The sequence below is a fragment of the Streptomyces sp. NPDC026246 genome (assembly GCF_055567995.1).
This window is the reverse complement of record NZ_JBVHPJ010000023.1, coordinates 1-25,003: the sequence shown is the minus strand read 5'-3', so window position 1 is coordinate 25,003 and position 25,003 is coordinate 1. Positions and strand designations below refer to the sequence as shown.

Here is a 25,003-nt window from a genome sequence, read left to right as displayed (position 1 = left end):
CCCGTACCGCTCGCACACCGGACGCTGCGCCTCCCGCTGCGCGGCGCGGCGCCGTTTGTCCTCCGCGGCGGGGCGGGCCTGCTGTGCGTGGCCGTGAGGGGTTGTCGAGCGCGTCCGTCGGCGTCAGCGCGCTGTCCCGTCCCACAGCCGCCGCCACCACACCGCTGCCGTGCTCCGGAAGCTGCTACAGGGGCCTCCTGGTTGGCCGGTGTTGCACGGTCAGGACGTGAAGTCCGGAAGCGGCTCGGGGCAGACGATGCCGGAGTTCTGTGCGCTGGAGCGGTTGTGAGCTGCCATCGCGCTTCTCATGCCCCCTTCATGGGCGGTATGGCATCCGGAGCAGGTCAAGGCGTGCCGCAGGACGGTCACACTCGGATGGCTGCGGGGAGATGGCCCGACCATCGGGGCGAGGGCCGTCCGCATGCCCTATGCGATCCAAGGGAGCAACATGGCGAACGAGTTGAAGTACGGCGACCAGATCCACCTGCAGAACGGCTACAACAACTGGGCGGGCGGTTACCTGGACACGAACGGCAACAGCACCGACAGCGGGGCGAAGTACGGGGTGTCGACGGCGGACTCGCCCACGCGGGGAAAGGGCACCGGGACCTGGCAGATCCTCTCCGCCACGGGCAAAGCCGTCGGTGCCAACGTCGTCAGCGGGGACCTGGTCTATCTGAAGAACCTCTACGGAAGTGACGGCGGCTACCTCGACACCAACGGGCACGCGACCGACAGCCAGAAGAACAACGGCGGCAAGTTCAACGTCCTCACATCGAAGGACAAGGACCGCGCCCCCGGTACCGGCCGCTGGCGCCTTTTCGCCCAGGCGTCCAGTCCCCGTGACCAGCAGGTCCGGCCCGGCGACGTGATCCAGCTGTGGAACACCTACGGCGACAACGGCGGCTTCCTGGAGACGAACGAAGACGGAACCGCCAGCGGCAGTAAGTACGACGTGTGCACCAACGCGTACTACAACCGTGCCCAGAACGTCGGCGATTGGAAGATTCACCGAGCGTGACGTGGACGTTGCTCGAGCCGATCGCGGCGACGTGGTCGGCTGGAGCGACGTGACTGACCCGCTCGGCCGGAGGCGGGCTCTCTCGTAGCTGTCAAGGTAACGGTCCGGCGCGACTGTTCCGTCGCCCGTCTGCGGGCCGTGCTCAGGGAGCAACCGTCCTGCCGGGCGAGGACAGTCACCAAATAGTCCTGCCCGGCGATCACGTCGTCGGCCGTTGAGGCCAGATCATTCGCCCACCCGGTCACATCGGCCACGCCTGCCGCAGCTCGCCGAGTCGGGCACTGACCTGCCCACACTCCCCCCAGGGGCGTTGCGGGTGCGTTCCAGCACGTCGAGCGAGGGAAGCCCACGACGGCACACTCAGACGTCACCGCGGGCACCAGACCACTGCCGACGGCCAGGACCTCGCGCAAGGGAGCAGTGACCTTTCCCGCCTCGTCAGCGACCAGGCCCCATGCTCTGCCGATCGATCAGGTCGTCCACCATGCAGATGAGTACCGCCCGTTGGGACGTCAAAGCGACCTCCTGGGCACCGGCCCGTGGCAGAGCCCTCTCAGCGAGCATCTCCAGCCCCATCGCAGCAAGCCGCCGTTGCTCCCCCTCATCCGCCACGAGCCCTACTGCCCGAGTCATCGCATGTAGCGCCTCGGATCCGGACTGACCGGACCTGTCTGCGGATCGTCCACGTCCCCACCGCGACCGGACTACGCACTGGGCTGCTCTGCCGGACGCAGAGCCCGCCCGGGCTCACCGCCCGGAGTCAGGCACCGGGAAGAGCAGGCAGCTACTGGTGGCGTGGGCGAGCAGGCGGTCCTTTACGTCGAGCAACTGGGCCTGCGCCAGAGCGGTCTGCCGACCCTGGTTGATCACGGTGCCGATGGCGCGCACCGTGCCCGTCTCCACGGTGATGCGGCGCAGGAACTTCACCGTGAGGTCGAGCGAGGTGTACGCCATGCCCTGCGGGAGGGTGCTCTGCACGGCGCAACCCGCGGCCGAGTCGAGCAGGGTGGCGAAGATGCCGCCGTGCACACTGCCGATCGGGTTGTAGTGCTCTTCCCCGGGCGTCAGGCTGAAGACCGCCCTGCCCGGTTCCACCTCGTCCAAGCTGAAGTCGACGGTGCGGCTGACGGGCGGGCCGGGAAGCCGTCCCTCCTGCAGCAGGCGCAGGAAGTCCATGCCGGCCATGCGTCCGGCGGCCTCCGCCAGGATCGCGGGATCCTCCCATTGGTATGTGCGCAGTCGTCCCACGGTCCTGTGCCCTTCCCTCTGACTTCTGCATATGAAGCTAGCCTCCTGCTCTCCTGACTGTCAATGACGAAGTCAGGACCCTACGATGGTGGGATGGAGTGGCTTGAGGCGAGTACGGAGAACTGTCCCGTCCAGCGCACGCTCGACGTGGTCGGCGAGAAGTGGACGTTGCTGATCCTGCGGGACGCCGTCAACGGGGTTCGCCGGTTCGACGACTTCCACCGCCACATCGGACTGTCGGAGGCCGTGCTGAGCGACCGCCTCCGCAAGCTGATCGCAGCCGGCGTCCTGAAGACCGTCCCGTACCGGGAGCCGGGCACCCGCTCCCGCAACGAGTACCGGCTGACCCACAAAGGCTGGGACCTGTGGCCCGTGCTGATGGCCCTGAGCCAGTGGGGCGAGAGATACGCCCTCGACGGTGAGGGGCCGGTACTGGACGTCCGCCACACCGCATGCGGCACGCCGGTCCGCGTCGCCGTCGAGTGCTCCGAGGGACATTCCGCCCTCACCCCCGGGGACGTGACCGCCCGGCTTGGGCCCGGCGCCCGGCCCCGGGGCTGAATCGTCCGCACCGGGGTCCGGCCGCGACGCCTCGCCGTCCCTCTCCACCGGTCCGCGACACGGTGCATGTACGTTCTTCGCCCGGGCGAGGACGGCCCGTCTCTGCAGCCGGTGTACGGAGTGCGGCTGTTCAGGTGCCGGACTGCCAGGAGTGGGGGGCGTGGTAGTGCGGGTGGTGCTGTGGGCGGTGCCAGTGGGTGGTGGGGGTATGGGGCGGTGGGTGTGGGTGGGTGCGTCCGGTGGCTGCGTGAGCCAGTAGGACGGCTGTCAGGGCGGCCAGTTCTTCGGGTTCGGCGTGGCCTTTCTCGATGCGCAGGATGTCGTTGTGGCTCATGCGGGGTTCTCCGTCCCTTCTGCTGCTACTTGCCGCTTGCAGCATGCTTCAAGGACGGGTGAGGACCTCTTGAGTTCCGCTAGGACGGCAGGCGGTGGGCGAGTTCGCCGATGAGACCGTAGGGAGTTCTCGGTCGGCTTCCATTGCGGCGTCGAGGAGGGCGGTGCGGCGGGCGGGGTGGTGTCTCCCCCGCTGCCCAAGCCGAGCACCCCGGCGGTGAGTCGCCGGCATTGTCCCTCGTACGCGTTGAGAGCCGTCGGACCCGGCTGGAAACCGGGACCGGCGGCTCTTGGCGTTTCCCGCGTTATAGCTGGGGGCGTCAGTAGCGGTAGTGGTCCGGCTTGTAGGGGCCCTCGACCTGCACACCGATGTACTCGGCCTGCTCCGGGCGCAGTTCGGTGAGCTTGACGCCGAGGGCGTCGAGGTGGAGGCGGGCGACCTTCTCGTCGAGGTGCTTGGGCAGCACGTAGACGCCGGTGGGGTACTCGTCGGGCTTGGTGAACAGCTCGATCTGGGCCAGGGTCTGGTCCGCGAAGGAGTTGGACATCACGAACGACGGGTGGCCGGTGGCGTTGCCCAGGTTCAGCAGGCGGCCCTCGGACAGGACGATGATGACCTTGCCGTCGGGGAAGGTCCAGGTGTGAACCTGGGGCTTGACCTCGTCCTTGACGATGCCGGGGATCTTCGCCAGGCCGGCCATGTCGATCTCGTTGTCGAAGTGACCGATGTTGCCCACGATGGCCTGGTGCTTCATCTTGGCCATGTCCGAGGCCATGATGATGTCCTTGTTGCCGGTCGTGGTGATGAAGATGTCGGCCTGCTCGACCACGTCGTCCAGGGTCGCGACCTGGTAGCCGTCCATCGCGGCCTGCAGGGCGCAGATCGGGTCGATCTCGGTGACGATCACCCGGGCGCCCTGGCCGCGCAGCGACTCCGCGCAGCCCTTGCCGACGTCGCCGTAGCCGAAGACGACGGCGGTCTTGCCGCCGATGAGGACGTCGGTGGCACGGTTGATGCCGTCGATCAGCGAGTGACGGCAGCCGTACTTGTTGTCGAACTTCGACTTGGTCACGGCGTCGTTGACGTTGATCGCCGGGAACAGCAGCACACCGTCACGCTGCATCTCGTACAGGCGGTGGACGCCGGTCGTGGTCTCCTCCGTCACGCCACGGATCTCGGAGGCCAGGGCCGGCCAGTCAAGTGTGCTCGACTCCAACAAGGCGCGTACGGCGGCCAGTTCCTCGTTGTCGGCGGGCGGCAGCTCACCGGTCTTGCGGTATGCGACGCCTTGGTGGACAAGGACGGTGGCGTCGCCTCCGTCGTCCAGGATCATGTTCGGTCCCGCATGGCCGGGCCAGGTCAGGGCCTGCTCGGTGCACCACCAGTACTCCTGGGGCGTCTCGCCCTTCCAGGCGAAGACCGGGATGCCCGCGGCGGCCACGGCGGCGGCCGCGTGGTCCTGGGTGGAGAAGATGTTGCAGGACGCCCAGCGGACCTCGGCGCCCAGGGCGACCAGGGTCTCGATCAGGACGGCGGTCTGCACGGTCATGTGCAGGGAGCCGGTGATCCGGGCGCCCGCCAGGGGCCGGGCTGCGGCGTACTCCCTGCGGATCGCCATCAGGCCGGGCATCTCGTGCTCGGCGAGGGTGATCTCCTTGCGGCCGAAGTCGGCCAGGGACAGGTCGGCGACCTTGAAGTCCGTGAAGTCAGCGGGCGGCTGCGCAGGCATGGGCACTCCTGGTTCGGTGGTGGATGTTCCGGTGGATCTCGACCGTCGCGCCGCTGCGGTTGAGGGTGATGTAGTGCAGCCCGGGCGCGCCCTCGGCCAGCAGCCGGTCGGCCATGGCCGTGGCGTGGTCGACGCCGATGCGGTGGCCGGCCTGCGGGTTGCCGCGTGCCTGCTCCAGCCGTCTGGCGAGGTCCTCGGGGAAGGTGGCGTGGGACAGTTGGGCGAAGCGGGCGATCTGCCGGGCGTCGGTGGCCGGCATGATCTCCGGGATGATCGGCGTGGTGCAGCCGGCCGCCTCCACCCGCTCGCGCAGCCTCAGGTAGTCCTCCACACGGAAGAACATCTGCGTGAGGGCGTAGTCCGCGCCCGCCCGGCACTTGGCAACGAAGTGGCGAATCTCGCTGTCCCAGTCGGATGAGCGCGGATGCCGCTCGGGGAACGCGGCCACACCCACGGTGAAGGCGCCCGACGCGCGCACCAGCGACACCAGTTCGTGTGCGTGGCGCAGGCCCCGCGGGTGCGCCACCCAGGGGGCGTTGGGGTCCCCCGGCGGGTCGCCGCGCAGTGCGAGCACGTCCCGCACGCCCGCATCGGCGTACTGGCCGATGATGTGGCGCAGTTCGTCCACGGAATGGCCCACGGCGGTGAGGTGGGCCACCGGCCGCAGCGTGGTCTCGGCGGCGATCTGCTTGGTGACCTCGACCGTGCGGTCGCGTGAGGTGCCGCCTGCACCGTAGGTGACCGACACGAACGACGGCGCCAGCGCCTCCACCCGGCGGATGGCGTGCCACAGCGTCCGCAGGCCCGCGTCCGTCTTCGGTGGGAAGAACTCGAACGAGAACGACGGTGTGCCGCCGACGAGGAGGTCACGCAAGGGGGTCATGGCCGGTCTCCGGCGGCGAGGACGGCGTCGCCCATCGGGTCGGCGATCTGGTCGGCGATCTGGTCCGGGTGGCCCTCGGTCACGGAGTGCGAGGTGAACGGGCAACGGGGCATGATTCTCCAGAGGTTGACGTCTCACGACGGCCCGCGGGCCGTCCGTGTGCCGTCACCGTGGAGCCGGTTCAGGGGCGTCCGGCTCGTGCGGCGGCGGTCTGCAGCATCCGGGCGAGGGGGGCGGGCTCGGTCGTGGCGCCGGTGAGCACCACCAGCGGGGGGCGACCGCCGTGCGCCGCGATCAGCCGGGCGATCTCGTAGGCGGCGCTGCCGCCGCCGCAGAACGCGCCCAGCACCAGCAGCCCGGCCCCGTCGGTCAACGGGCGCAGCGCGTCGTGGCGGGCGCGGACGCCGCCGGGTGCGCAGCGCAGCAGGACGATCGACTCGGGCCCCTGGTAGGCGGCGGCGAGCTGGTCGTAGCGGGAACGGGGGGTGCCGTGGGTCTGCAGCAGGCAGACGGTTCCGGCGTCCGGGCCGGCGGCGGGGCGCAGGGCTGTCAGCGGCGAGTCGGCTGGTGCGCTGCGGGGCGTGGTGGCCGGCAGGGGGCCGGACGGCTCGTCGCGCGTCGGGGTGGGCGTGGCCGGTAGGGGGCCGGGGGGCTCGTCGTGCTCTTGGGCGAGCGTGGCCGGCAGGGGGCCGGGGGGCTCGTCGGGGGTGGGGTGTGGGTGTGGTGCGGGTCGTCTGCTGGTCGTGGTGGCCGGCAGGCGCAGCAGGTCGGCGACGGTCGTGGTGTCGCCCGGCAGGTAGGGCAGTTCGCCCAGGAGCAGCGCGCAGTGGGTGAGCGCTTCACTGACGTCGATGGTGTACGGGCCCGGGTGGCAGGACGCGGTCAGCACCAGGGCGCCGTCGTCGTCGTGGTGGGCGAGGAGGGTGAGGGGGAAGGCGGTGTGGGCGCCCAGCGGGTCGGGCCGTTCCACTCGCACGCCGTGGGCGGACAGTTCCTGTGTCAGGTCCGGGGCGGGGCGCGGCCCGCCCTCGAAGGCGAGGAGACTGGCAGCGGGTGGGAGATGACCGGCGGGCGGGGAGGGGGCGGCGGGTGGCTGGTGCGCGGCGGGGGCGGTGGCGCGGCCGGGAGCGGACCAGTGGTGGATCTGCCCCGGGGAGACCCATTCGTAGCACGTCATGTCCAGGACGCGGTCGCGCAGTTCGCTCAGGAGACCGGCCACGGTGCGGCCGGGCGCGACCTGCACACTGAGCGGCATCGCGGTGCGCAGCGCGGCCGGGAGGCGTTCGGCGCCCTCCAGGAGGATGCCGCGGCCGGAGGCGGTGACCGCGAAGCGGATCGTCGCGGGTGCGCCGGTGGCACCGGTGGTGTCGGCCCGGTACAGCAAGACCGCCCACACGGCCTGCAGGACAGTGCTCTCGGTGCAGCCCAGGCGGGCGGCCCAGGCGATCAGGTGCTGGGTCTGCTGCGCGGTCAGCCGGATGCGGGTGCGGCGCGCGGGGCCGGGTGCGGCGGTGGGCGGGCCGGGCGGAAGGCCGCCTGCGGGCGGCACGGCGCCGGACCAGAACTTCCGGGCGGGGATGGTGTTCTGGTGGCCGAGCCAGCGCACGTAGTCGCGCAGGTCGGGGCGGCGTTCGCCACCGGGCAGCCGGCCCCCTGCCAGGTAGGCGCGGTAGAACTCGTGGAGCAGCAGCCGTGCGCCGGTGTCGTCGAGCAGGGCGTGGTGGTAGGTGAGCAGCACCCGGGCGGGTGCGGGTGCTGTGCCGTCGGTGTCGGGCGGGCCGCCGCCGAGGACGCTCACGCGCAGACCGCCGGGGCGGCGCGGGTCGAGACCGCGGCGCACGTCGTGGGCGATCAGGTCGCTGAAGCGCACGGAGCCGTGCGGCAGCCACAGCACGTCGGCGTCGACGTGGTCGTGCAGGACCAGCAAGGGCTCGGGGCTGTCGTCGAAGGCGGCGCGCAGCACGCTCTCGTGGTCGGCGACCGACTGCCAGGCGGCGCGGAACCGGTCGGGATCGAGCGGCCCGTGCCAGGACCAGGACAGCCGTTCCACGTGACGGCCGGGATGGGTGTCGGCGTCGGCGAGCAGTTCACACATCAAGGGCGTCGGGGTGAGCGTGCGGGTGGGGCGGGTGGGGCGGGTGGTACGGGCTGCGGGCGTAGGTGGGCGGGTCAGCAGGTCGGCGAGGAGCCCGTAGGGGAACGTTTCTCCGGGCTCACCGGGCTCGGCACCCGGCTCACCGGTGGCGTCGGTGGTGTCGGTGGTGTCGGTGGTGTCGGTGGTGTCGGTGGTGTCGGTGGTCAGCCGCAGCGTGTGGTGGCCCTGGCGGTGCCGTTCGAGGCGGTGGTGCAGGGCGCCCGTGCCCGGGAGGAGGCCGGCCGCCTGGCCGAGGGCGGCCTGCAGGCGGGCCCGGTCGAGCGGGCCGTGCACCTCCAGGCACGGCCGGCGGTGGGGGGCCGGCCCGAGGTCGAGCACGACGCAGGTCGGCTCCCCGCCCGGCGGGGATGAGGTGTGTTCGGTGGTCATCGGCTGTACGGGGCGCGCCCGCCGTGGCCGCGCGTACGGCGTGCGGTCGACGCGTACGGCATGTGTGCCCGACCTCGGCGTACGGCTGCGAAGGCCCCTCCCCTCCCCTCTGTGCGGGTGCTCGACGAGTATGTGCGGGGCCGCCCATGCGGGCCTGATACGGCGCTGACGTCGCGGTGGATGCCAGGGGCGGCGCGGTGCGGCGGCACGGTGCGGCGGTGCCTGGTGGGGCTGGGGGTCTCAGGGAGGGTGCGAGCGCGGGGGGCGGCGGCAGCGGCCCGGTGCACCGGCGGGCCGGCCAGGAAGGTGCGTGGGGTGTGTGGGTTGGGGCCACAGTCCGTGCGCGGAAAACGGGTGTCCGGCTTCGTCGCGGCGCCGTCCAGGGGCGGGTGCGCGGCGCCGTCAGGCGGCGGGCGTGTGACGTGGGTGCGGGCGCGGGGCGTGCCGGCGGCTGTGGTGCCATGACCGGCTCCTCCTCGCTCACCTCGCGCGAACCGTCCCGTGAAACGCTAACCGGGCGTGGTGGGGGCGGCCGTGTTCCTCGACCGGTGCTGGACGCGGGCGCGAGCCGGGCTTCACCGGTGCTAGACGCGGCCGCGAGCCAAGCTTCGCCGGGGCCGGTGCGGGTGGGGCCGGGCTTCACCGGTGCCGGGTGCGGGTGGAGCCGGGCTCACCGGTGCCGGGGGCGGGTGGAGCCGGGGGCTTCAAGGTGTGAGCAGGTCGGTGACGGCACCCATGAAGCCCTCGTCGAGCATGGTGTGCGGGGCGGTGTCGCGGGCGGTGTCGAGACCGGTGTCGTGGCAGGCGACGCTGATGAGGTAGCGGTCCAGCGCCCGGTGGGTGGCGAAGGCCCATTCGCCGCGGGAGGCGGGCCGGCCGTCGGGGGCGAGGAGGCCCGCACTGGCGGTGCCGAAGCCGAACTCGGTGAAGCCCAGGCGCAGTCCCTGGCCGATGGCCTTGGTGTAGGCCTCTTTCAGGGTCCACAGTTTCAGCAGGGCGGCGGCGCGCTGCGGTTCGGGCAGCGGGTGCAGTTCGGTGCGTTCGGCGGGGGTGCACACGTGGCCGTTGATGAGGTCGAAGGACATGGGACGGTCGGCGGGTTCGGCGTCGACGCCGATGCGGCCGTTGCGGCTCACGGCGACCGCGATCAGGTCGTCGGTGTGGGTGAGGCTGATGTCGACCTGGTCCAGTCCGCGCAGGTAGGGCCGGCCGCCGATCTTGTAGGCGAGGTCGAGTGCCGCGGCTTGTGTGCCCAGTGCGGCGGCGGCGGTGTACTTGGTGACCAGGCGCGAGGTGACGAACCGGAAGCGGACCAGGGGGTCGGTGGTGCGGCGGTAGCGTTGCCAGTCACGGCCGAGCAGGGGGCGCAGGGCGGGGTCGGTCAGGGCGGGGCCGAGCCATTCGCCCCAGGTCGCGAACACGACGGCGTTGCCGCGTGCGTGCATGTCCTGGGTGATCTGCTGCCAGGGTCCCTCGGGGCCGCTGACGTGGACGGGCCGGCTGATGCGGTCGGCGTCGGCGGGCAGGCACGCCGGGTCGGTGAGTGTGGGCGTGTGCACCTCGGTTCACCCCTCTCTGTCGTGGTTCTGGCGCGGGTGGCGGGCGTTGTGGCGTGTGCGGTGGGTGGCGGGTGAGGGGGCGTCACCGGGCCAGGGCCGTGGCGGCGAGGTCGCAGCCGAGGCCGGCCCGGTAACGGCGGATCAGTTCGTGCAGGACCTGCTGGGTGCAGCCGTCGGGCAGGTCGGGCACAGGAATGCCCAGGCGGGCGCCGATGCGGGACAGGGCGAGCACGGCCCAGGCGGCGTCGGCGAGGAAGGGGTCGCTGCCGTCCTGGCCCTCCCAGATGCCCAGGACGGCGGCGGCGGCGACGATCAGGCTGTAGCGGTCGCTGAGCACGAGTGCCGCGGGTTCGGACAGGCCCGGTCCGTGTCGCGGCAGGCGCAGGCACATCTGGCGCAGGGCGCGCAGTTCGGCGGTGAACGCCTCGGCGAGGGCGGCCAGGGCGGTGATGTGGCCGCCGACGCCCCGGGCCGGGGCCAGGCGGGCGGTGGAGCCGAGCAGGGAGGCGGCCATGAAGTCGCCGCCGCCGGCGATGCCGAGCAGCCGGTAGTCCAGCGCGGGCAGGTCGGCGCCGGTGCGAAAGAGTTCGGGCGGTGGTTCCTCCTCGGTGAACCAGGCGGTCTCGGACAGGGTGCGCAGCTGCGGCACGATCACCGACTGGCAGGAGGCGGTGCCGGCGTGGCCGAGTCCGGCCACGGGCAGGTCGCGTACGAGTTTGTCCAGGGCACCGTACTCGGGGCTGTGGTGCTGGTAGCCGCGTCCGCCGAGGACCGCTGCGAGTTCTTCGAGGTTCTCGCGCAGCAGGTCGGGGACGACGTATTTGACGGCGGCGGCGAACACGTGGGCGCGCTCGGGCAGCAGGCTCAGGGCGCGCAGGGCGACGGTCGCCATGGCGTCGCAGGCCAGCAGGTCGGCGAAGACGCCGGTGAGGGGTTTGTGCCAGCGGCGGGCAACGGGGCCGCTGCGGCCGGTGGTGGCAGCGCGGACGGCGGAGTGCAGGACGGTGTCGGCGGCGGCGGTGACGACGCCGCAGATGACGCTGCGGTTGACCTGGAAGGTACGCAGGGCCAGGGCGACTCCCTGCCCGGTGCGGCCGACGAGCGCCTCGGCGGCCACCGGCCGGTCGTGGAAGTGCAGTCCGCTGAACAGGGCGCCGCGCATGCCGGAGGTCCTCACGCGCGGCAGATGCACCACGCTGCCGGGCGGCGCGTCGGCGGGGTCGAGCAGGAACACGGAGTGGCTGTGGGGGCCGCGCGCGGCATCGGTGCGGGCGTAGACGACGTGGGCGTCGGCGCGGGCGGCGTTGATGACCACCTCCTTGTGTCCGGTGAGGAGATGGCCGCCGGCGGGTGCGGGGCGGGCGGTGAACTCGTGGCGCAGGATGGCGTTGGCGTGGGCGAGTTCGTGGTGCACGATCGTGGCCCGTCCACCGTCCAGCAGCAGCCGGGCCAGGCGGCTGCGTTGTGGTTCGCTGCCGGCGGCCCAGACGGCGCCGATCGCGAACAGCGAGGTGATGCCGTGGCCGAAGCCGAGAGCGACGTCGCGCCGGAAGAGGGGGCGCAGGGTACGGGCCAGCAGGTCGGCGCGGGTGAGCAGGCCGCCGTGGGCGAGGGGTACGAACTCGGCGGCCAGCCCGGCGTCGTCGAGGAGTTCCTCGGTGGCACGGGGCGGGGTGCGCCGGTCGTCGGCGGCGAACAGCGCCCGCAGACCGTGCGGGTTGGCGGGGTCGTAGGGGTCGCCGAGCCAGGCCTCCAGGCGGGCCGCGCGCAGGTTCGCGGCGCGCTCCCAGCCGCCGGGTGCGGTGCCCGGTGCGTGTCCGGTCTCGGCGGTCATGGTCATCGCGCTCGGTCAGCTCCTCGGGTCCGGGCGGCCCGGTCGCGCGCCCGTACGTCACCCTGGCCCGTGTCTCTGGTGGGTTGCCGGAGCTTGGCTGGAGTCGCGGTCCAGGCCCGGTGCGGGCGGTGCGTGGGGCGTTGACGCGAATTGGCTGATCAGCGCCGCGGAATCCAGGAGGACTCCACTGCTCTTGAAGTGTTCTTCGAGTGGGGTCCTAGCGGGCGGCGACCCGATGTGCGGTGTTCCCTCACCCCACCACGAGAGGGTCTTAGTCTCCTTTTTGGAGACGGGTGGCGGAGAGTGGTTGTCCGGGCATGGGAAGGGGGCTGCTGCGGGGTCTTTTCTCCCGGCCGGTCGAGAATCCCGGCCGGGAGAAAAAGGATCCCGCAGCAGCCCCCGGAGCGGTGTGCGGTCAGGAGCCGCTCAGCCGGTCTTGCGCCTAAAGTAGCGCTTCTGGCCTGCGGGCCCGCTCATGCCCTTGACGCGTAGCCGGCCGTCCTCGTGGGCCTGGCGCGCCTGGTTGGCGTTCGCTTTGCGGGCCAGGGCCTCACGGAATTTGGCCCGGCCGTCGCCGTCGATTCCGTCGATGCGGTCGATGCGGTCAATTCCGTTGTTGCCGTTGTTGCCGTTGTTCGCGTTGCTGCCGTTGTTGGCGTCGGAATTCTTCTCGGGGATTTCAGCCATGCATGCCTCCTGAGAGAAATGGGGGTGTGGCGTCAGACTGGCACGGGAATCCCGCACCGGCCAGACGCACTTCTCGTTCCGGGAATGGAATCCGGCCGTTCCGGGACCGGATCATCACGACCCGGTGGTGACCGGTGACCTCTTTCGCCCCCGGTCGGCGGGCAGGAAAGAACTCAGTACCGTCGTCAGCAGGAAGACGGCGACGTTGCACCATAGGACGGCCGCCGTGACCGTGGCCGATCCCCCCGCCCCGGCGTGCCGCCCCGCTGCGTCGCCCAGCTGCCCGAAGTACAGCCCGGCGATGACGGCGACACCGACGGCCGAGCTGAACTGGATGGCGGCGTTGAGCACCCCGGAGCCCGCCCCGGCGTCGTCGGCAGGGACGTCTTCCAGGACGAGGGCGGTCAGCACGGGGGTGGTCAGGCCCATCCCGCAGCCCATGACCAGCTCTGCGGCGGCCAGTTGCGGCCAGGCCAGCTGCCCGTCGCCGGCCGCCCAGATCTCCAGCAGTGTCCACAGGGCACCGCAGCCCATCAGCAGGGACCCGGCCGCCACGCACGTCCGGCGGCGGCCCGCGCCGTGCTTCCAGGCGATCTGGAAGGTGGCGGTGATACCGACCGGCCAGGCCGCCGTGACCAGCGCGGTCTTCAGCACCGGCCAGCCGAGCCCCGTCTGCAGGTGGTAGGTGAGCACGAGGAAGAACGAAGCGACGCCGCTGAACACCAGCAGCGTCACGGTCAGGCCGACCCGGGTGGAGCGGTGCCGGAAGAGTGTCGGCGGGACCAGCGCGGAGCCGTCGCGCCGGTGCCGCACACCCTGCTGCCATACGAACACCGCGAACGTCGCGGCACCGACACCGACAAGGACGAGCATCCAGACCGGCCAACCCTGTTCACGTCCCTGGATCAGGGGATACATCACACCCAGGGAAGCAACCGTCAGCAGCACCACACCCGTTACATCCAGCCGCGGCGGCTGCTCCGACCGGGACTCGGGCATACTGCGGACCGCCATGACCAGTGCGATCAGCCCGAGCGGCACGTTGATCAGGAAGATCGCCCGCCATCCCAGGCCCAGCACGTCGAGGTCGGTGAGTGTGCCTCCGAGCAACGGGCCTCCGACGCTGCCGATGCTGAGCGCCGCGCCCAGCACGGCGAACGCCCGGGCCCACTCGTCCCGGTGGAACATCGTCATCACGACCGACACGGCCTGGGGCACCATCAGCGCGGCCATGAAACCCTGCGCGAACCGCCCCGCCACCAGTACCTCGGGAGCACCCGCGGCACCGCACACCGCCGACGCCACGGTGAATCCGGCGACCCCCGCCATGAACAGGCGCTTGCGTCCGTAGATGTCGCCGAGCCGGCCCCCCGTGATGAGGAACAGGGCGTAGGCCAGGGCGTAACCCGCCACAGTCCACTGGGCCGTGGCGAAACCGGCCCCCAAGTCCCGCTGGATGGCGGGCAGGACCACGGTGACGGCGTTCGCGTCCAGGTTGTCCAGGAACGACGCCAGGGTGACCACGGCGAGGGCCAGCCAGCGGTGCGGTGCGGGTGCGGGGGAAGGAGGGCCGGGGCGGGGCGGTGCCTCCGTCGGGCCCCCGTTCGCTGCGGAGTCGGTGGGCTCAGGCATGGCATCCCTCACAGTGTGTTTCCGAGAACGGCATCGAGTGCCCGGTCCATGTCGTCCTCCGACAGCTCTCCGGCCGCCTGCAGGGCGTCCGCGGCGGTGCTCGCGCCCGCGGGCTCGCTGTCGGGCTGTGCGAGCCGGAGCAGCTGCGCGAGCAGTCCGCTGTCCCTCAGCTGATCGGCGCTCACGCGCTGCAGCGCCCATGCGGCGGCCTGCGCGGGATCCTGCGGCGGCCCGGACTCCTCGCCCGTCGTGCCGAGGTCCAGACGCACGTGCAGGAACTCGGCGACGGCCCGGGGGGTTGGGTAGTCGAAGGCCAGCGTGCTGGGAAGGGCCACCTGCGCCTGGGCGCTGAGCCGGTTGCGCAGCTCCACCGCCATCAGCGAGTCCCAGCCGAACGCGCGCAGTTGCTTGTCCGCCGGGACCGTCTCCGGCCCCGGCAGGCCGAGGACTCCGGCGACCTCCTGCCGGACGGCGGCCAGCAGCGCCGCGACCTGTTCACCCGCCGGCAGGCCGGCCAGCCGTGCACGGAACGTCTCCGTCTGCGCCGCGGCCTCCCGCGCTCGGCGCAGCCGCGGCCGCGCCAGGGCCGCGAAGAGGGGGGCGGCCTCCTCGCCGCCGCCCAGCCCGGCAACGTCCAGCTTGATCGGGACCAGATGGGTCTCCGGGCGGCCCAGGGCGGCGTCCATCGCCTGGATGGCCTCCTGCGCGGACAGCGCCTGCGAGCCGCGCTTGCGCAGCCGTGTCAGCTCCGTGTCACCGAGGCGGGAGGTCATGCCGATGCCGGCCTGCTCCCACAGGCCCCAGGCGAGGCTGACCGCGGGCAGACCGAGCTTGCGCCGGTGGGCCGCCAGGGTGTCGAGGAAGACGTTGGCCGCCGCGTAGTTGCTCTGGCCGGGGGCGCCCAGTGTGCCCGCCGCCGAGGAGAACAGGACGAACGCGGCCAGATCCAGACCGGCCGTCAGCTCGTGCAGATGGGTCGCGCCCGACACCTTCGGCGCGAGCACCCGGGCGAACCGGTCGGCGTCCTGGTTGCGGACGATGCCGTCGTCGAGCACGGCCGCGAGGTGGAAGACACCCGTCAGCGGATGCTGTGCGCCCGCCTCGCCGACGACACGGGCAACGTCCTCACGGTTCGTCACATCACAGGCCAGCACGCGCACGTCGGCCGCGCCGGCCTCCAGCAGCTCCGCCACCACTTCCTCGGCGCCCGGTGCCCGCGGCCCGCGGCGTGAGGTCAGCACCAGGTGCCGCACCCCGTGCTCCTCGACCAGACGACGCGCGACCAGGCGGCCCAGCTCACCCGTGCCGCCCGTCAGCAGCACCGTGCCCGCGCCGTCCAGGGACCGCGGAACGGTCAGGACCAGCTTGCCGACGCTGCGGCCCTGCGCCATGAGCCGGAACGCGCTCGGCGCCTCCCGCACGTCGAACGCCGAGTGCTGCAGGGGTGTGACGGCTCCCTGCTCCAGCAGGACGACGAGTTCGCACAGCATCTCCTGGACGCGGTCGGGCCCGCTCTCGATCAGGTCGAACGCCCGGTAGTGGACGCCGGGGTGCGCCGCGGCGATCTCGCCGGCGTCCCGCACATCCGTCTTGCCCATCTCCAGGAACCGTCCGCCGCGCGGCAGCAGCCGCAGCGACGCGTCGACGAACTCCTCGGTCAGCGCGTTCAGCACCACGTCCACGCCCGCGCCGCCGGTCAGCGACAGCCACTTCTCGGCGAAGCCGGTGTCGCGGGAGGAGGCGATGCGGTCCTCGGGCAGGCCGAACTCCCTCAGGACGGGCCACTTGCCGGGACTCGCCGTGCCGTACAGCTCGCAGCCGGCATGCCGGGCGAGCTGGAGCGCGGCCTGCCCGACACCGCCCGCCGCCGCATGGACGAGGACCTTGTCCCCCGCACGCAGGGGGCCGAGGTCGGTGAAGGCGTAGTGGGCGGTGAGGTAGGCCAGGGGGACGGTCGCGGCCTCCACGAAGGTCAGCGAGTCCGGGATGCGCACCATCCAGCGCGCGTCCACCGTCACCTCGGAGCCGAACGTGCCCACGGCGAGCCCCATCACCCGGTCGCCGACTTGCAAATGCGTCACGCCGGGACCCGTCTCCAGGACGACACCCGCGCACTCCAGGCCGAGTTTCGGCGCGTGCACCATGTCGAGGGCGTTGAGCACGTCGCGGAAGTTCATACCGGCCGCGCGGACCCCCACCCGGACGCATCCGTCCGCCGGCGGAGCGTCGCGGTCGACGGGACGGAAGACGAACGTGTCCAGCCGGCCCTTCTCCTCGATGTCCAGACGCCACGGCTGCTGCCGTACGTCCGGGACGAGCACGTCCGGCGAAGACGCACGGTCGGCCCGCACCAGCCGGGGGGCCAGGACACCGTCGCCGCGCACGACCAGCTCCGGCTCGCTCCCGGTCAGAAGGACCCGGCGCAGCAGGTCGGCGTCGGGCTGTTCGGCGCCGATGTCGACCAGCCTGAGGCCACGCTCGGGGTGCTCGGCGCGGGCCACGCGGACCAGGCCCCACAGCGGCGCGTGCTCCAGCGAGGTGATCGTGTCCACCGGACTCGCGGCGACCGCGCCCTGGGTCACCCAGACGACGTCGACGCCCTCCGACCGCGGATCCTCCAGCAGCTCCTGCAGCCAGGCCAGCGCGGCCGTCACCGTCTGTCCGGCACGCGCGTCCACGCTCTCGCCGTCCCCGTGGGCCTCGCCGGTGGCGGTGAGGTCGACGACGACGGTGCGAGGGCGGTCGCCGTCGAACGGCAGGGCGCTGCCGAGGTTCATGGCGTTCTCGACGCCCAGGGTCTCGGCCACCAGTCCGCCCGTGCCGAGCACCAGCAGTTCGCCGGCCTCCCCCGGCGGCGTGCCGGGCTCGTCCGCCGGTGTCTGCGGCTGGTACTCGACGCGGTACAGATGCTCGGTGCCGCGGGTGGTGCCTGTGCCCTCGAGCTGTGCGAGGTCCGCGCGCTTGACCGCCAGGCCCTGCGCGCTCAGAACGGGCTCACCCGTACCGTCGCAGACGAGGATCCGGGCGGTGGAGTCGTCCACGAGCTCGACGCGGACCCGCAGCTCCGTACCGCCCGTGGCGAACAGCCGCACACCGGTCCACAGGAACGGCAGCAGCACTCCGCCGGAGCCGTCACCGTCGCCGTCGCCGTCCGGGTCGCTTCCCCGCGTTCCCGCCAGGGTGTGCAGGGCGGCGTCGAGGAGTGCGGGGTGTACGGCGAAGCCCTCGGCGTCCGGCCGGGCCTGCTCCGGCAGCCGCACCAGGCCGTAGGCGACGCTGCCGGCACGCCACAGTTCGGTCAGGCCCCGGAACACCGGTCCGTACTCCAGCCCTTGGGCGGAGAGGTCCGGGTAGAAGCCGTCCACGCCGACCCGTTCGGCTCCGCTCACCGGCCATGCCCGCAGGTCAGCCAGGGGCGGGGCCTCGGCGCTCGCCCCGATCAGTGTGCCGGTGGCGTGCAGGGTCCACGGGGTGGTTTCGGTCCCGCCGTCGGCCCGGCTGTAGATGTCCACGGGCAGGTCGTCTCCGTCCGCGGCGGCACCGACCTTCACCTGGAGGCGGACCGCGTCGTCGGCGCCGAGCACCAGGGGCTGCGACAGCGTCAGTTCACCGACGCCGGCCGCGCCCAGGTGATGCGCGGCGGTGAGCGCCATGTCGAGGAGCCCGGTCCCGGGAACCAGCACGGTGCCGTGCACCGCGTGGTCCTTCAGCCACGGCTGCTCGGCGAGCGACAGCCGGCCGGTGAACAAGTGCCCCTCCCCGTCGGCCAGCTCGACCACAGCCCCGAGCCAGGGGTGTGCGGAGGCGTCCAGACCGAGCGATCCGGCGTCCCCGGCCGTCCTGACCGTCTCGTACCAGTAGCGCCGGCGCTGGAAGGCGTAGGTCGGCAGTGGCACGACGGTGCCGGTGCCCAGCACCCGGTCCCAGTCGAGGGGGTGGCCCTGGACGTGCAACAGACCCAGATTGCGCAGCAGTTGAGCGGATCCGCCCCGCTCACGGGCCAGGGAACCCACGACGATCCCGCCGTGCTCGCTGCTGCCGTCGGTAAGGGGCATCGACAGCACCGGATGCGCGGAGATCTCCACGAACACCGTGTGACCATCGTCCAGCAACCGGCTCAGAGCCCGGTCGAAACGCACCGGCTCGCGCAAGTTGCGGCACCAGTACGACCCGTCCAGCTCCGGCCCCGCAGCGACCTGACTGGTCACCGTCGAATACAGAGGGATCCTGGCCTGATGGGGGGCGAGGTCCGCGAACTCGGCGGCCAGGCCCGGCAGAAGGGGGTCCATCTGCGCGTTGTGCGACGCGTAGTCCACATTGATCCTGCGGGCGTAGACATCCTGCGCACCCAGCTCCGCCACGATCCGCACGATGGCGTCCGCCTCGCCGGAGATGATCGTCGACCCGGCCGTGTTGACCGCGGCCACCGACAGGGCGTCGCCGAAGGGGGCGAGGAACTCCTCCACCTGCGCCACCGGACGCTCGATCAGCGCCATACCGCCCCGACCGGCACAGGCCAGAACCGCCTGCGAACGCGCCGCGACGACCCGCGCCCCCTGCTCGACGGTGAGCGCTCCGCTGACGACGGCCGCGACGACCTCGCCCTGCGAGTGACCCACCACAGCAGCGGGCTCGACACCCAGCGACCGCCACAACGCCGACAGCCCGACACCCATGGCGAACAGCGCGGGCTGCACCACGTCGACCCGGTCGAACGGCGGGTGCTCGCCCTCCTCACCGGCCAGCACCTCACGCACCGACCAGCCGGTCAACGGCCGCAAGGCCGCGTCACAGGCTTGGACCGTCTCCCGGAACACCTCGCTGGACGCGAGGAGTTCGCGGCCCATGCCGACCCACTGCGAACCCTGGCCCGGGTAGACGAAGACGACCTTCCCACGCCGTTCCGCCGTTCCCGTCACGACAGCCGGATGGGTCTGCCCCGAAGCGAGTGCCTCCAGGGCCTCCACGGCGTCGTCGAGGGCGTCGGTTGTCACCGCGGCTCGTGACTCGAAGTGGGTGCGGTGCCGGGCGGCGGTGACGGCGACGTCGGCGAGGGCCACGTCGTGGTGAGCGGTCAGCCACGACGCCCAGCGCCCGGCCTGCTCCCGCAGCGCGGCCTCGTCACGGCCCGACACCACCACCGGCACCGGACCCGCCACTCCCCCGGCCACCGGCTCGACAGAAGCGGAGACCGGGGGTTCCTCCACGATCACATGCGCGTTCGTGCCGCTCAAACCGAACGACGACACACCCGCACGACGCGGACGCGACCCATCCCGCTCCCACGCCTGTGCCTCTTGCACGAGGCGGAGTCCGCTGCCCTCCCACTCGATCAGCGAACTGGGCTCATCGGCGTGCAATGTCTTCGGCAACACGCCATGCCGCAACGCCAGGATCATCTTGATCACGCCCGCGACACCCGCAGCCGCCTGCGCATGACCGATGTTCGACTTCGACGACCCCAACCACACCGGCGACCCGGGCTCCCGACCCGGGCCGAACACCTCGGCCAAGGCGCCCGCCTCGATCGGATCACCCAGCGACGTCCCCGTGCCGTGCGCCTCCACCGCATCGATGTCCCCCGGCAACAACCGCGCCGCCTCCAGCGCATCCCGGATCACCCGCTGCTGCGACGGGCCGTTCGGCGCCGTCAAACCCTGACTACGCCCGTCCTGGTTCACCGCCGACCCACGCACCACCGCCAGCACCCGGTCGCCGTCACGCTGCGCGGCCGACAGCCGCTTCAGCACCAGCACACCCACACCCTCCGACCACCCCGTGCCATCGGCCTGGTCGGAGAAGGACTTGCACCGACCGTCGGGGGCCAGCCCGTTGAGACGGGAGAACTCCACGAACGGGGTGGGTGTGGACATCACGGTGACGCCGCCGGCCAGGGCCAGTTCGCACTCGCCCTGCCGCAGAGCCTGGGCGGCGAGGTGCAGGGCGACCAGGGAGGAGGAGCAGGCCGTGTCGACCGTGATGGCCGGGCCCTGCAGACCCAGCGTGTAGGCGACCCGCCCGGAGACGACACTGGACGCGTTGCCCGTCCCGACGTAGCCGTCGAGTTCCGCGAGTCCCCGGCCCTGCTGGGTGCTGTAGTCGGAACCCATGGTCCCGAGGTAGACGCCGGTGCGGCTCTCGCTCAGCGTCTCGGGCCGGATACCGGCCCGCTCCAGCGCCTCCCACGACGCCTCCAGCACCAGCCGCTGCTGCGGATCCATCGACACCGCCTCACGCGGCGAGACACCGAAGAAGCCGGCGTCGAAATCCTCGGCACCGGCGAGGAACCCGCCCTCCCGGATGTAGCTCTTGCCGACGGCCTCCGGGTCCGGGTCGTACACGTCGAGCGCGTCCCAGCGCTGCGGGAACGGGCCGATGCCGTCCCGCTCCCCGGCCAGGAGCGCCCAGAACGCCTCGGGGGTGTCGACACCACCCGGCAGACGGCACGCCATCGACACCACCGCGATCGGCTCCGCCGGGTCGGTCGCCGGCGTCGGGCGGCCGGCCGCGGGAGCGGTGGCGGCCGGGGTGAGCTCCATCCGGTCCAGCAGCAGTCCGGCCACGGCCGCCGGGGTGGGATAGTCGAACGCCAAGGTGGACGGCAGCCGTACGCCCGTGACGGCGGTCAGCCGGCGGCGCAGCTCCACGGCCGTCATGGAGTCCATGCCCAGTCGCTGGAACACCTGCTGTTCGCCGATGCCGTCCTGCCCGGCACCGCCCAGGACAGCGGCTGCCTCCTGCCGCACGAGGGCGAGGAGAGCGGGGAGCCGTTCCTCCCGCGGCAGGGCGGCCAGCCGGTCCCGCACGCCGGATTCGACCCCGGCCCGGGCAGTGGGCCGTGACGTGGTGCGTACGAGGCCGCGGAGCAGAGGGTGGATCTCCTCGCCCCGGTCGGCCTCGCGCTGCACGGCGGCGAGTTCGAGCCGTACCGGTACCAGCTGGGCCCGGTCCCCGGCCAGCGCCTGGTCCAGGGCACGCAGACCCTGCCGTTCCGTCAGGGCGCCTATGCCCTGACGGCGGATGCGGGCCAGGTCGGCCCGTCCCAGCCGCGCGGTCATGCCGCCGTCGCTCTGCTCCCACATGCCCCAGGACAGGGCGACGGCGGGGCGGCCCTGCCGCCTGAGCCGGGCCGCCAGGGCGTCGAGCCAGGCGTTGGCGGCGGCGTAGTTGCTCTGGCCCGGTCCGCCGAGGACACCCGAGACGGAGGAGAAGAGGACGAGGGCGGACAGGTCGAGGCCGGTGGTGAGGTCCGCCAGGTGGAGGGCGCCTGCGGCCTTCGGGTCCATGACCCGGCGTACGCGGCTCTCGTCCTGGTCGGCCAGCAGCGCGTCGTCGGTGGCGCCCGCGAGGTGGAAGACGCCGGTCCAGGGGTGTTCGGGAGCGACGGCGGCCAGAACGGCGGCCAGTTGGTCTCGGTCGGCGACGTCGCACCGGACGACGGACACGGTTTCGGCGCCGGCGTCGGTCAGGTCCCGCACCAGTTCGCCGGCGCCGGGCGCGTCGGCGCCGCGCCGCGAGGTGAGCACCAGGTGGCGCACGCCGTGCGTGTGCACGAGGTGGCGGGCGACGCGCCGGGCGAGTTCACCGGTGCCACCGGTGAGGAGCACGGAGCCGTCCGGGTCGAGCCGGCGGGCCGCGTCCGGCTCGTCGACGGTGGTCTCGGGCACGAGCCGTGCGGCCAGCACCTCGGCCGCACGTACGGCGGTCTCCGGCTCGTCGGCCGCGGCCAGGGCGCGGGCGAGAACGTCGGCGTCGGCGTCGAGGGCCTGCGCGTCGAGGTCGACGAGCCGTACCGTCCGCTCGGGGTGCTCGGCGCGCGCGGCGCGGACCAGGCCCCACACCGGGGCCGCGACCCATCCGTCGAGCGGGTCCGCGGGCGAGGCCGCGACGCTGTCACGGGTGACCCAGACGAGTTCGGTGGACTCCAGTCGTTCGTCGGCGAGCAGGCTTCGGGCCGTGTGCAGACTGCCGGTCACCGCGGCCAGGGCGGAGGCGTAGGCCTCTTCCCCGTCGAGGGCCGTCGCGTCGACGACGAGCCGTGCGGGGGGTTCCTCACCGGCGTCGAGCAGTGCGGTCAGCGCGTCCGTGTCGGGGCAGTGCCGTATGGGGCCTGAGGCGTGGCCGGTGCCGCCGAGGCGGTCGGCGAGGACCCCGGTGCCGCCCACGACCCAGGTCCGGGTGTGCCGGTCCGCCGGTTCCGGATGGCGCAGGGGCTGGAAGGCCACGCTGTAGAGGTGTTCGACCGTTCCGCGGACGCGCAGCTGTTCGGCTGTCGCCTCGCGCAGCCGCAGCGCCGCGACCTTCAGCACCGGGCGGCCCGCCGCGTCGGTGGCGTGGAGCGAGGCGGTGGCGTTCGTACGGTCGAGGTCGACCCGCACCCTCAGGGCGGTGCTCTCGGCCACCCGGCATTCCACGCCGCTCCAGGCGAAGGGCAGCAGAACACCCGTGTCCTGCGGGGAGTCCTGAGCGCGCAGCGCGGCGAGCCCGTGCAGGGCGGCGTCGAGCAGGGCCGGGTGGACGCCGTAGTCCGCGGTGCGCAGGTCGTCGGGGAGCCGGACCTCGGCGTACAGGGTGTCCCCCTTGCGCCACAGTTCGGCCAGTCCCTGGAAAGCGGGCCCGTACTGCAGGCCCGGGGTGTGGAAGTCCCGGTAGTAGTCGTCCAGTTCGACGCGCTCCGCGTCCGGCGCCGGCCACTGCTGCGGCTCGGGCTCGCCGGTCTGTGCGGAGTGCTCCAGCAGCTCGCCGACGGCGTGCTGCCGCCATGCGTCGGGGGCGGAGCCTTCGGTACGGCTGTGGATGCCGATCGTGCGGCCCCCGTCGCCGCTCAGGGCACCGACGACGACCTGGAGGCGGACGGCCTCGTCCAGGACGAGCGGTTCGAGCAGGGTGAGCTCGGCCACCCCCGCCGCGCCGGTGCGGTGCGCTGCCGCGAGAGCCAGCTCCAGCAGACCGGTGCCGGGAACGAGGGCGATGTCGTGCACGACGTGGTCGCGAAGCCAGGGGTGCTCGTTCGGCGAGAGCTTGCCGGTGAACAGATGCCCCTCGCCGTTGGCCAGCACGGTCGCGGCGCCGAGCCACGGGTGCCCCGGGCGCTCCAGCCCGACCGACGCCAGATCGCCGCCCACCTGACCGGCCGTCTCCAGCCAGTGATGCTCCCGCTGGAAGGCGTACGTGGGCAGCGCCAGTGGGGCGGCCCCGGAGCCGGCGGGGAGGAGGTCCTGCCAGGCGAGGCCCTCCCCGGCCACGTGCAGGCGGCCGAGAGCCTGCACGAGTGTGCGGATCTCGTCCGCCCCGCCGGAGTCGCCGGCGTCCGGCCGCTGCGAGGCCACGAACACGGCGTCTCGCTCCGAGCAGGCGGCGCCCATGGCGGAGAGGACGGCGGCGGGCCCGCACTCCAGGAACCGGGTGACGCCCTGCTGCTCGACGGCACGCACGACGTCCAGGAAACGCACCGCGTCGCGGGCCTGGCGCACCCAGTACAGCGGGGAGCGCACTCCCTCTCCGGCTGCCAGGTCCTCGTCGGCCCGCAGTCCGGTCACGGACGACACGAGCGGGACGGCCGGTGCCTGGAAGCGGCAGCTCTCGGCGATCGTCCGGAACTCGGCGAGCATGGCGTCCATGTGGGGCGAGTGGAAGGCGTGGGACACCTCCAGCCGCCGGGTACGCCTGCCCTGAGCGGCGAAGTGGGCCGTGACGGCCTCCACCGCCGTCCCGTCACCGCTGATGACCGTCTGGGCCGGGCCGTTCAGACCCGCGATCGAGATCCGGCCGTCGATGCCGGCGAGCACCTCGGTCACTTCCGCTTCGGAGGCTTCGACCGACGCCATGGCGCCACCGCGCTCGCACGCCTGCATCAGCCGGCCCCGGGCCGCCACGAGGCGGGCCGCGTCGGCCAGATCCAGGACACCCGCCACGTGCGCGGCCGCCAGCTCGCCGATCGAGTGCCCGGCCACCACGGCCGGCCGGACGCCCCATGACTGCCACTGGCGGAACAGCGCCACCTCGAAGGCGAACAGTGCGGGCTGCGTGAACTCCGTCTCGTGCACCAGGGCCGCGTCCGCACTGTCCTCGGCGGCGAGGACCACCTCGGCGAGCGGGCGGCTCAGATGTGGATCGAGAGCGGCGCAGGCCTCGTCGAACGCCTCCCGGAACACCGGCAGCGCCGCGTGGAGCCGGCGTCCCATGCCGATGCGCTGGCTGCCCTGGCCGGTGAAGAGCACCGCGGACTCGCCCTGGGTGGCGGTGTCTTGGGTGAGGGCGGGGTGGGGGCGGCCGTCGGCGAGTGCCTCCAAGGCCTCCACCAGATGGTCGAGGGAGTCGGCCGTCACCGCCGCCCGTGACTCGAAGTGCGTGCGGTGCACGGCGGCCGTCCGCGCCACATCGGCCAGAGCCACGTCGTGGTGAGCGCTCAGCCACGACGCCCAGCGCCCGGCCTGCTCCCGCAGCGCGGCCTCGTCGCGGCCCGACACCACCACCGGCACCGGCACCGGCACCTCCTCAGCCGGCTCAGAGGCCTCGGCGAGTGGCGGTTCCTCCACGATCACATGCGCGTTGGTGCCGCTCAGACCGAACGACGACACACCCGCACGACGCGGACGCGACCCATCCCGCTCCCACGCCTGTGCCTCTTGCACGAGTTGGAGTCCGCTGCCCTCCCACTCGATCAGTGCGCTGGGCTCCTGGGCGTGCAGGGTCTTGGGGAGCATCTGATGCTGGAGCGCGAGGATCATCTTGATCACGCCCGCGACACCCGCAGCCGCCTGCGCATGACCGATGTTCGACTTCGACGACCCCAACCACACCGGCGCCCCGGGATCCCGGCCCGGACCGAACACCTCCGCCAGCGCACCCGCCTCGATCGGATCACCCAGCGAGGTGCCCGTGCCGTGCGCCTCCACCGCATCGATGTCCCCCGGCACCAACCGCGCCGCCTCCAGCGCGTCCCGGATCACCCGCTGCTGCGACGGGCCGTTCGGTGCGGTCAGGCCCTG

The 25,003-nt window shown here is 72.5% G+C and carries 12 protein-coding genes and 2 pseudogenes; 2 read left to right on the top strand and 12 right to left on the bottom strand.

Features of this window, described 5'->3' with window-relative positions; translation table 11 throughout:
• The first annotated feature begins 448 nt into the window (after nucleotides 1–448).
• Nucleotides 449–1,021, top strand: a complete 573-nt coding sequence (locus ACZ4M5_RS34165; RefSeq protein WP_467742902.1) for a hypothetical protein — start codon at nucleotides 449–451, stop codon at nucleotides 1,019–1,021.
• 747 nt (nucleotides 1,022–1,768) lie between these two features.
• Here the strand turns inward: ACZ4M5_RS34165 and ACZ4M5_RS34160 are convergent.
• On the bottom strand, nucleotides 1,769–2,269 hold the full coding sequence (locus ACZ4M5_RS34160; protein ID WP_467742900.1) for a PaaI family thioesterase: 501 nt from the start codon (nucleotides 2,267–2,269) through the stop codon (nucleotides 1,769–1,771).
• Between the two features lie 93 nt (nucleotides 2,270–2,362).
• Between ACZ4M5_RS34160 and ACZ4M5_RS34155 the strand changes: the two genes are divergently transcribed.
• Nucleotides 2,363–2,830 carry a winged helix-turn-helix transcriptional regulator gene (locus ACZ4M5_RS34155; RefSeq protein ID WP_467742898.1) on the top strand — a complete coding sequence of 156 codons (468 nt, stop codon included), beginning with the start codon at nucleotides 2,363–2,365 and terminating at the stop codon, nucleotides 2,828–2,830.
• Nucleotides 2,831–2,960: 130 nt separating this feature from the next.
• Here the strand turns inward: ACZ4M5_RS34155 and ACZ4M5_RS34150 are convergent, their stop codons facing one another.
• The 11 genes and pseudogenes from ACZ4M5_RS34150 to ACZ4M5_RS34100 form a co-directional block, all read right to left on the bottom strand.
• On the bottom strand, nucleotides 2,961–3,164 hold the full coding sequence (locus tag ACZ4M5_RS34150; RefSeq protein ID WP_467742896.1) for an acyl-CoA carboxylase epsilon subunit: 204 nt from the start codon (nucleotides 3,162–3,164) through the stop codon (nucleotides 2,961–2,963).
• Nucleotides 3,165–3,483: 319 nt separating this feature from the next.
• On the bottom strand, nucleotides 3,484–4,893 hold the full coding sequence (ahcY, locus tag ACZ4M5_RS34145; RefSeq protein ID WP_467742894.1) for an adenosylhomocysteinase: 1,410 nt from the start codon (nucleotides 4,891–4,893) through the stop codon (nucleotides 3,484–3,486).
• A complete protein-coding gene (gene metF, locus ACZ4M5_RS34140) occupies nucleotides 4,871–5,776 on the bottom strand; it encodes a methylenetetrahydrofolate reductase [NAD(P)H] (protein ID WP_467742892.1) in 906 nt (301 codons plus the stop codon). The genes ahcY and metF overlap by 23 nt, the downstream gene beginning before the upstream one ends.
• A 17-nt stretch (nucleotides 5,777–5,793) precedes the next feature.
• A pseudogene (locus tag ACZ4M5_RS34135) lies at nucleotides 5,794–5,889 on the bottom strand (S-adenosylmethionine synthetase N-terminal domain-containing protein); the annotation flags it as partial.
• Nucleotides 5,890–5,957: 68 nt separating this feature from the next.
• On the bottom strand, nucleotides 5,958–8,300 hold the full coding sequence (locus ACZ4M5_RS34130; protein ID WP_467742890.1) for a condensation domain-containing protein: 2,343 nt from the start codon (nucleotides 8,298–8,300) through the stop codon (nucleotides 5,958–5,960).
• A 704-nt stretch (nucleotides 8,301–9,004) separates the two neighbouring features.
• Complete coding sequence (locus ACZ4M5_RS34125) at nucleotides 9,005–9,859, bottom strand: 4'-phosphopantetheinyl transferase family protein (RefSeq protein ID WP_467742888.1); 855 nt, start codon at nucleotides 9,857–9,859, stop codon at nucleotides 9,005–9,007.
• Nucleotides 9,860–9,941: 82 nt separating this feature from the next.
• Nucleotides 9,942–11,699 carry an acyl-CoA dehydrogenase gene (locus ACZ4M5_RS34120; protein WP_467742886.1) on the bottom strand — a complete coding sequence of 586 codons (1,758 nt, stop codon included), beginning with the start codon at nucleotides 11,697–11,699 and terminating at the stop codon, nucleotides 9,942–9,944.
• A 420-nt stretch (nucleotides 11,700–12,119) separates the two neighbouring features.
• Complete coding sequence (locus ACZ4M5_RS34115; protein ID WP_467742884.1) at nucleotides 12,120–12,380, bottom strand: DUF5302 domain-containing protein; 261 nt, start codon at nucleotides 12,378–12,380, stop codon at nucleotides 12,120–12,122.
• Between the two features lie 114 nt (nucleotides 12,381–12,494).
• Complete coding sequence (locus ACZ4M5_RS34110) at nucleotides 12,495–14,012, bottom strand: MFS transporter (protein WP_467742882.1); 1,518 nt, start codon at nucleotides 14,010–14,012, stop codon at nucleotides 12,495–12,497.
• An 8-nt stretch (nucleotides 14,013–14,020) separates the two neighbouring features.
• Nucleotides 14,021–24,742: an SDR family NAD(P)-dependent oxidoreductase gene (locus tag ACZ4M5_RS34105; RefSeq protein WP_467742914.1), complete on the bottom strand. Its 10,722-nt coding sequence runs from the start codon at nucleotides 24,740–24,742 to the stop codon at nucleotides 14,021–14,023.
• A gap of 12 nt (nucleotides 24,743–24,754) precedes the next feature.
• A pseudogene (locus ACZ4M5_RS34100) lies at nucleotides 24,755–24,964 on the bottom strand (hypothetical protein); the annotation flags it as partial.
• Nucleotides 24,965–25,003 lie beyond the last annotated feature (39 nt).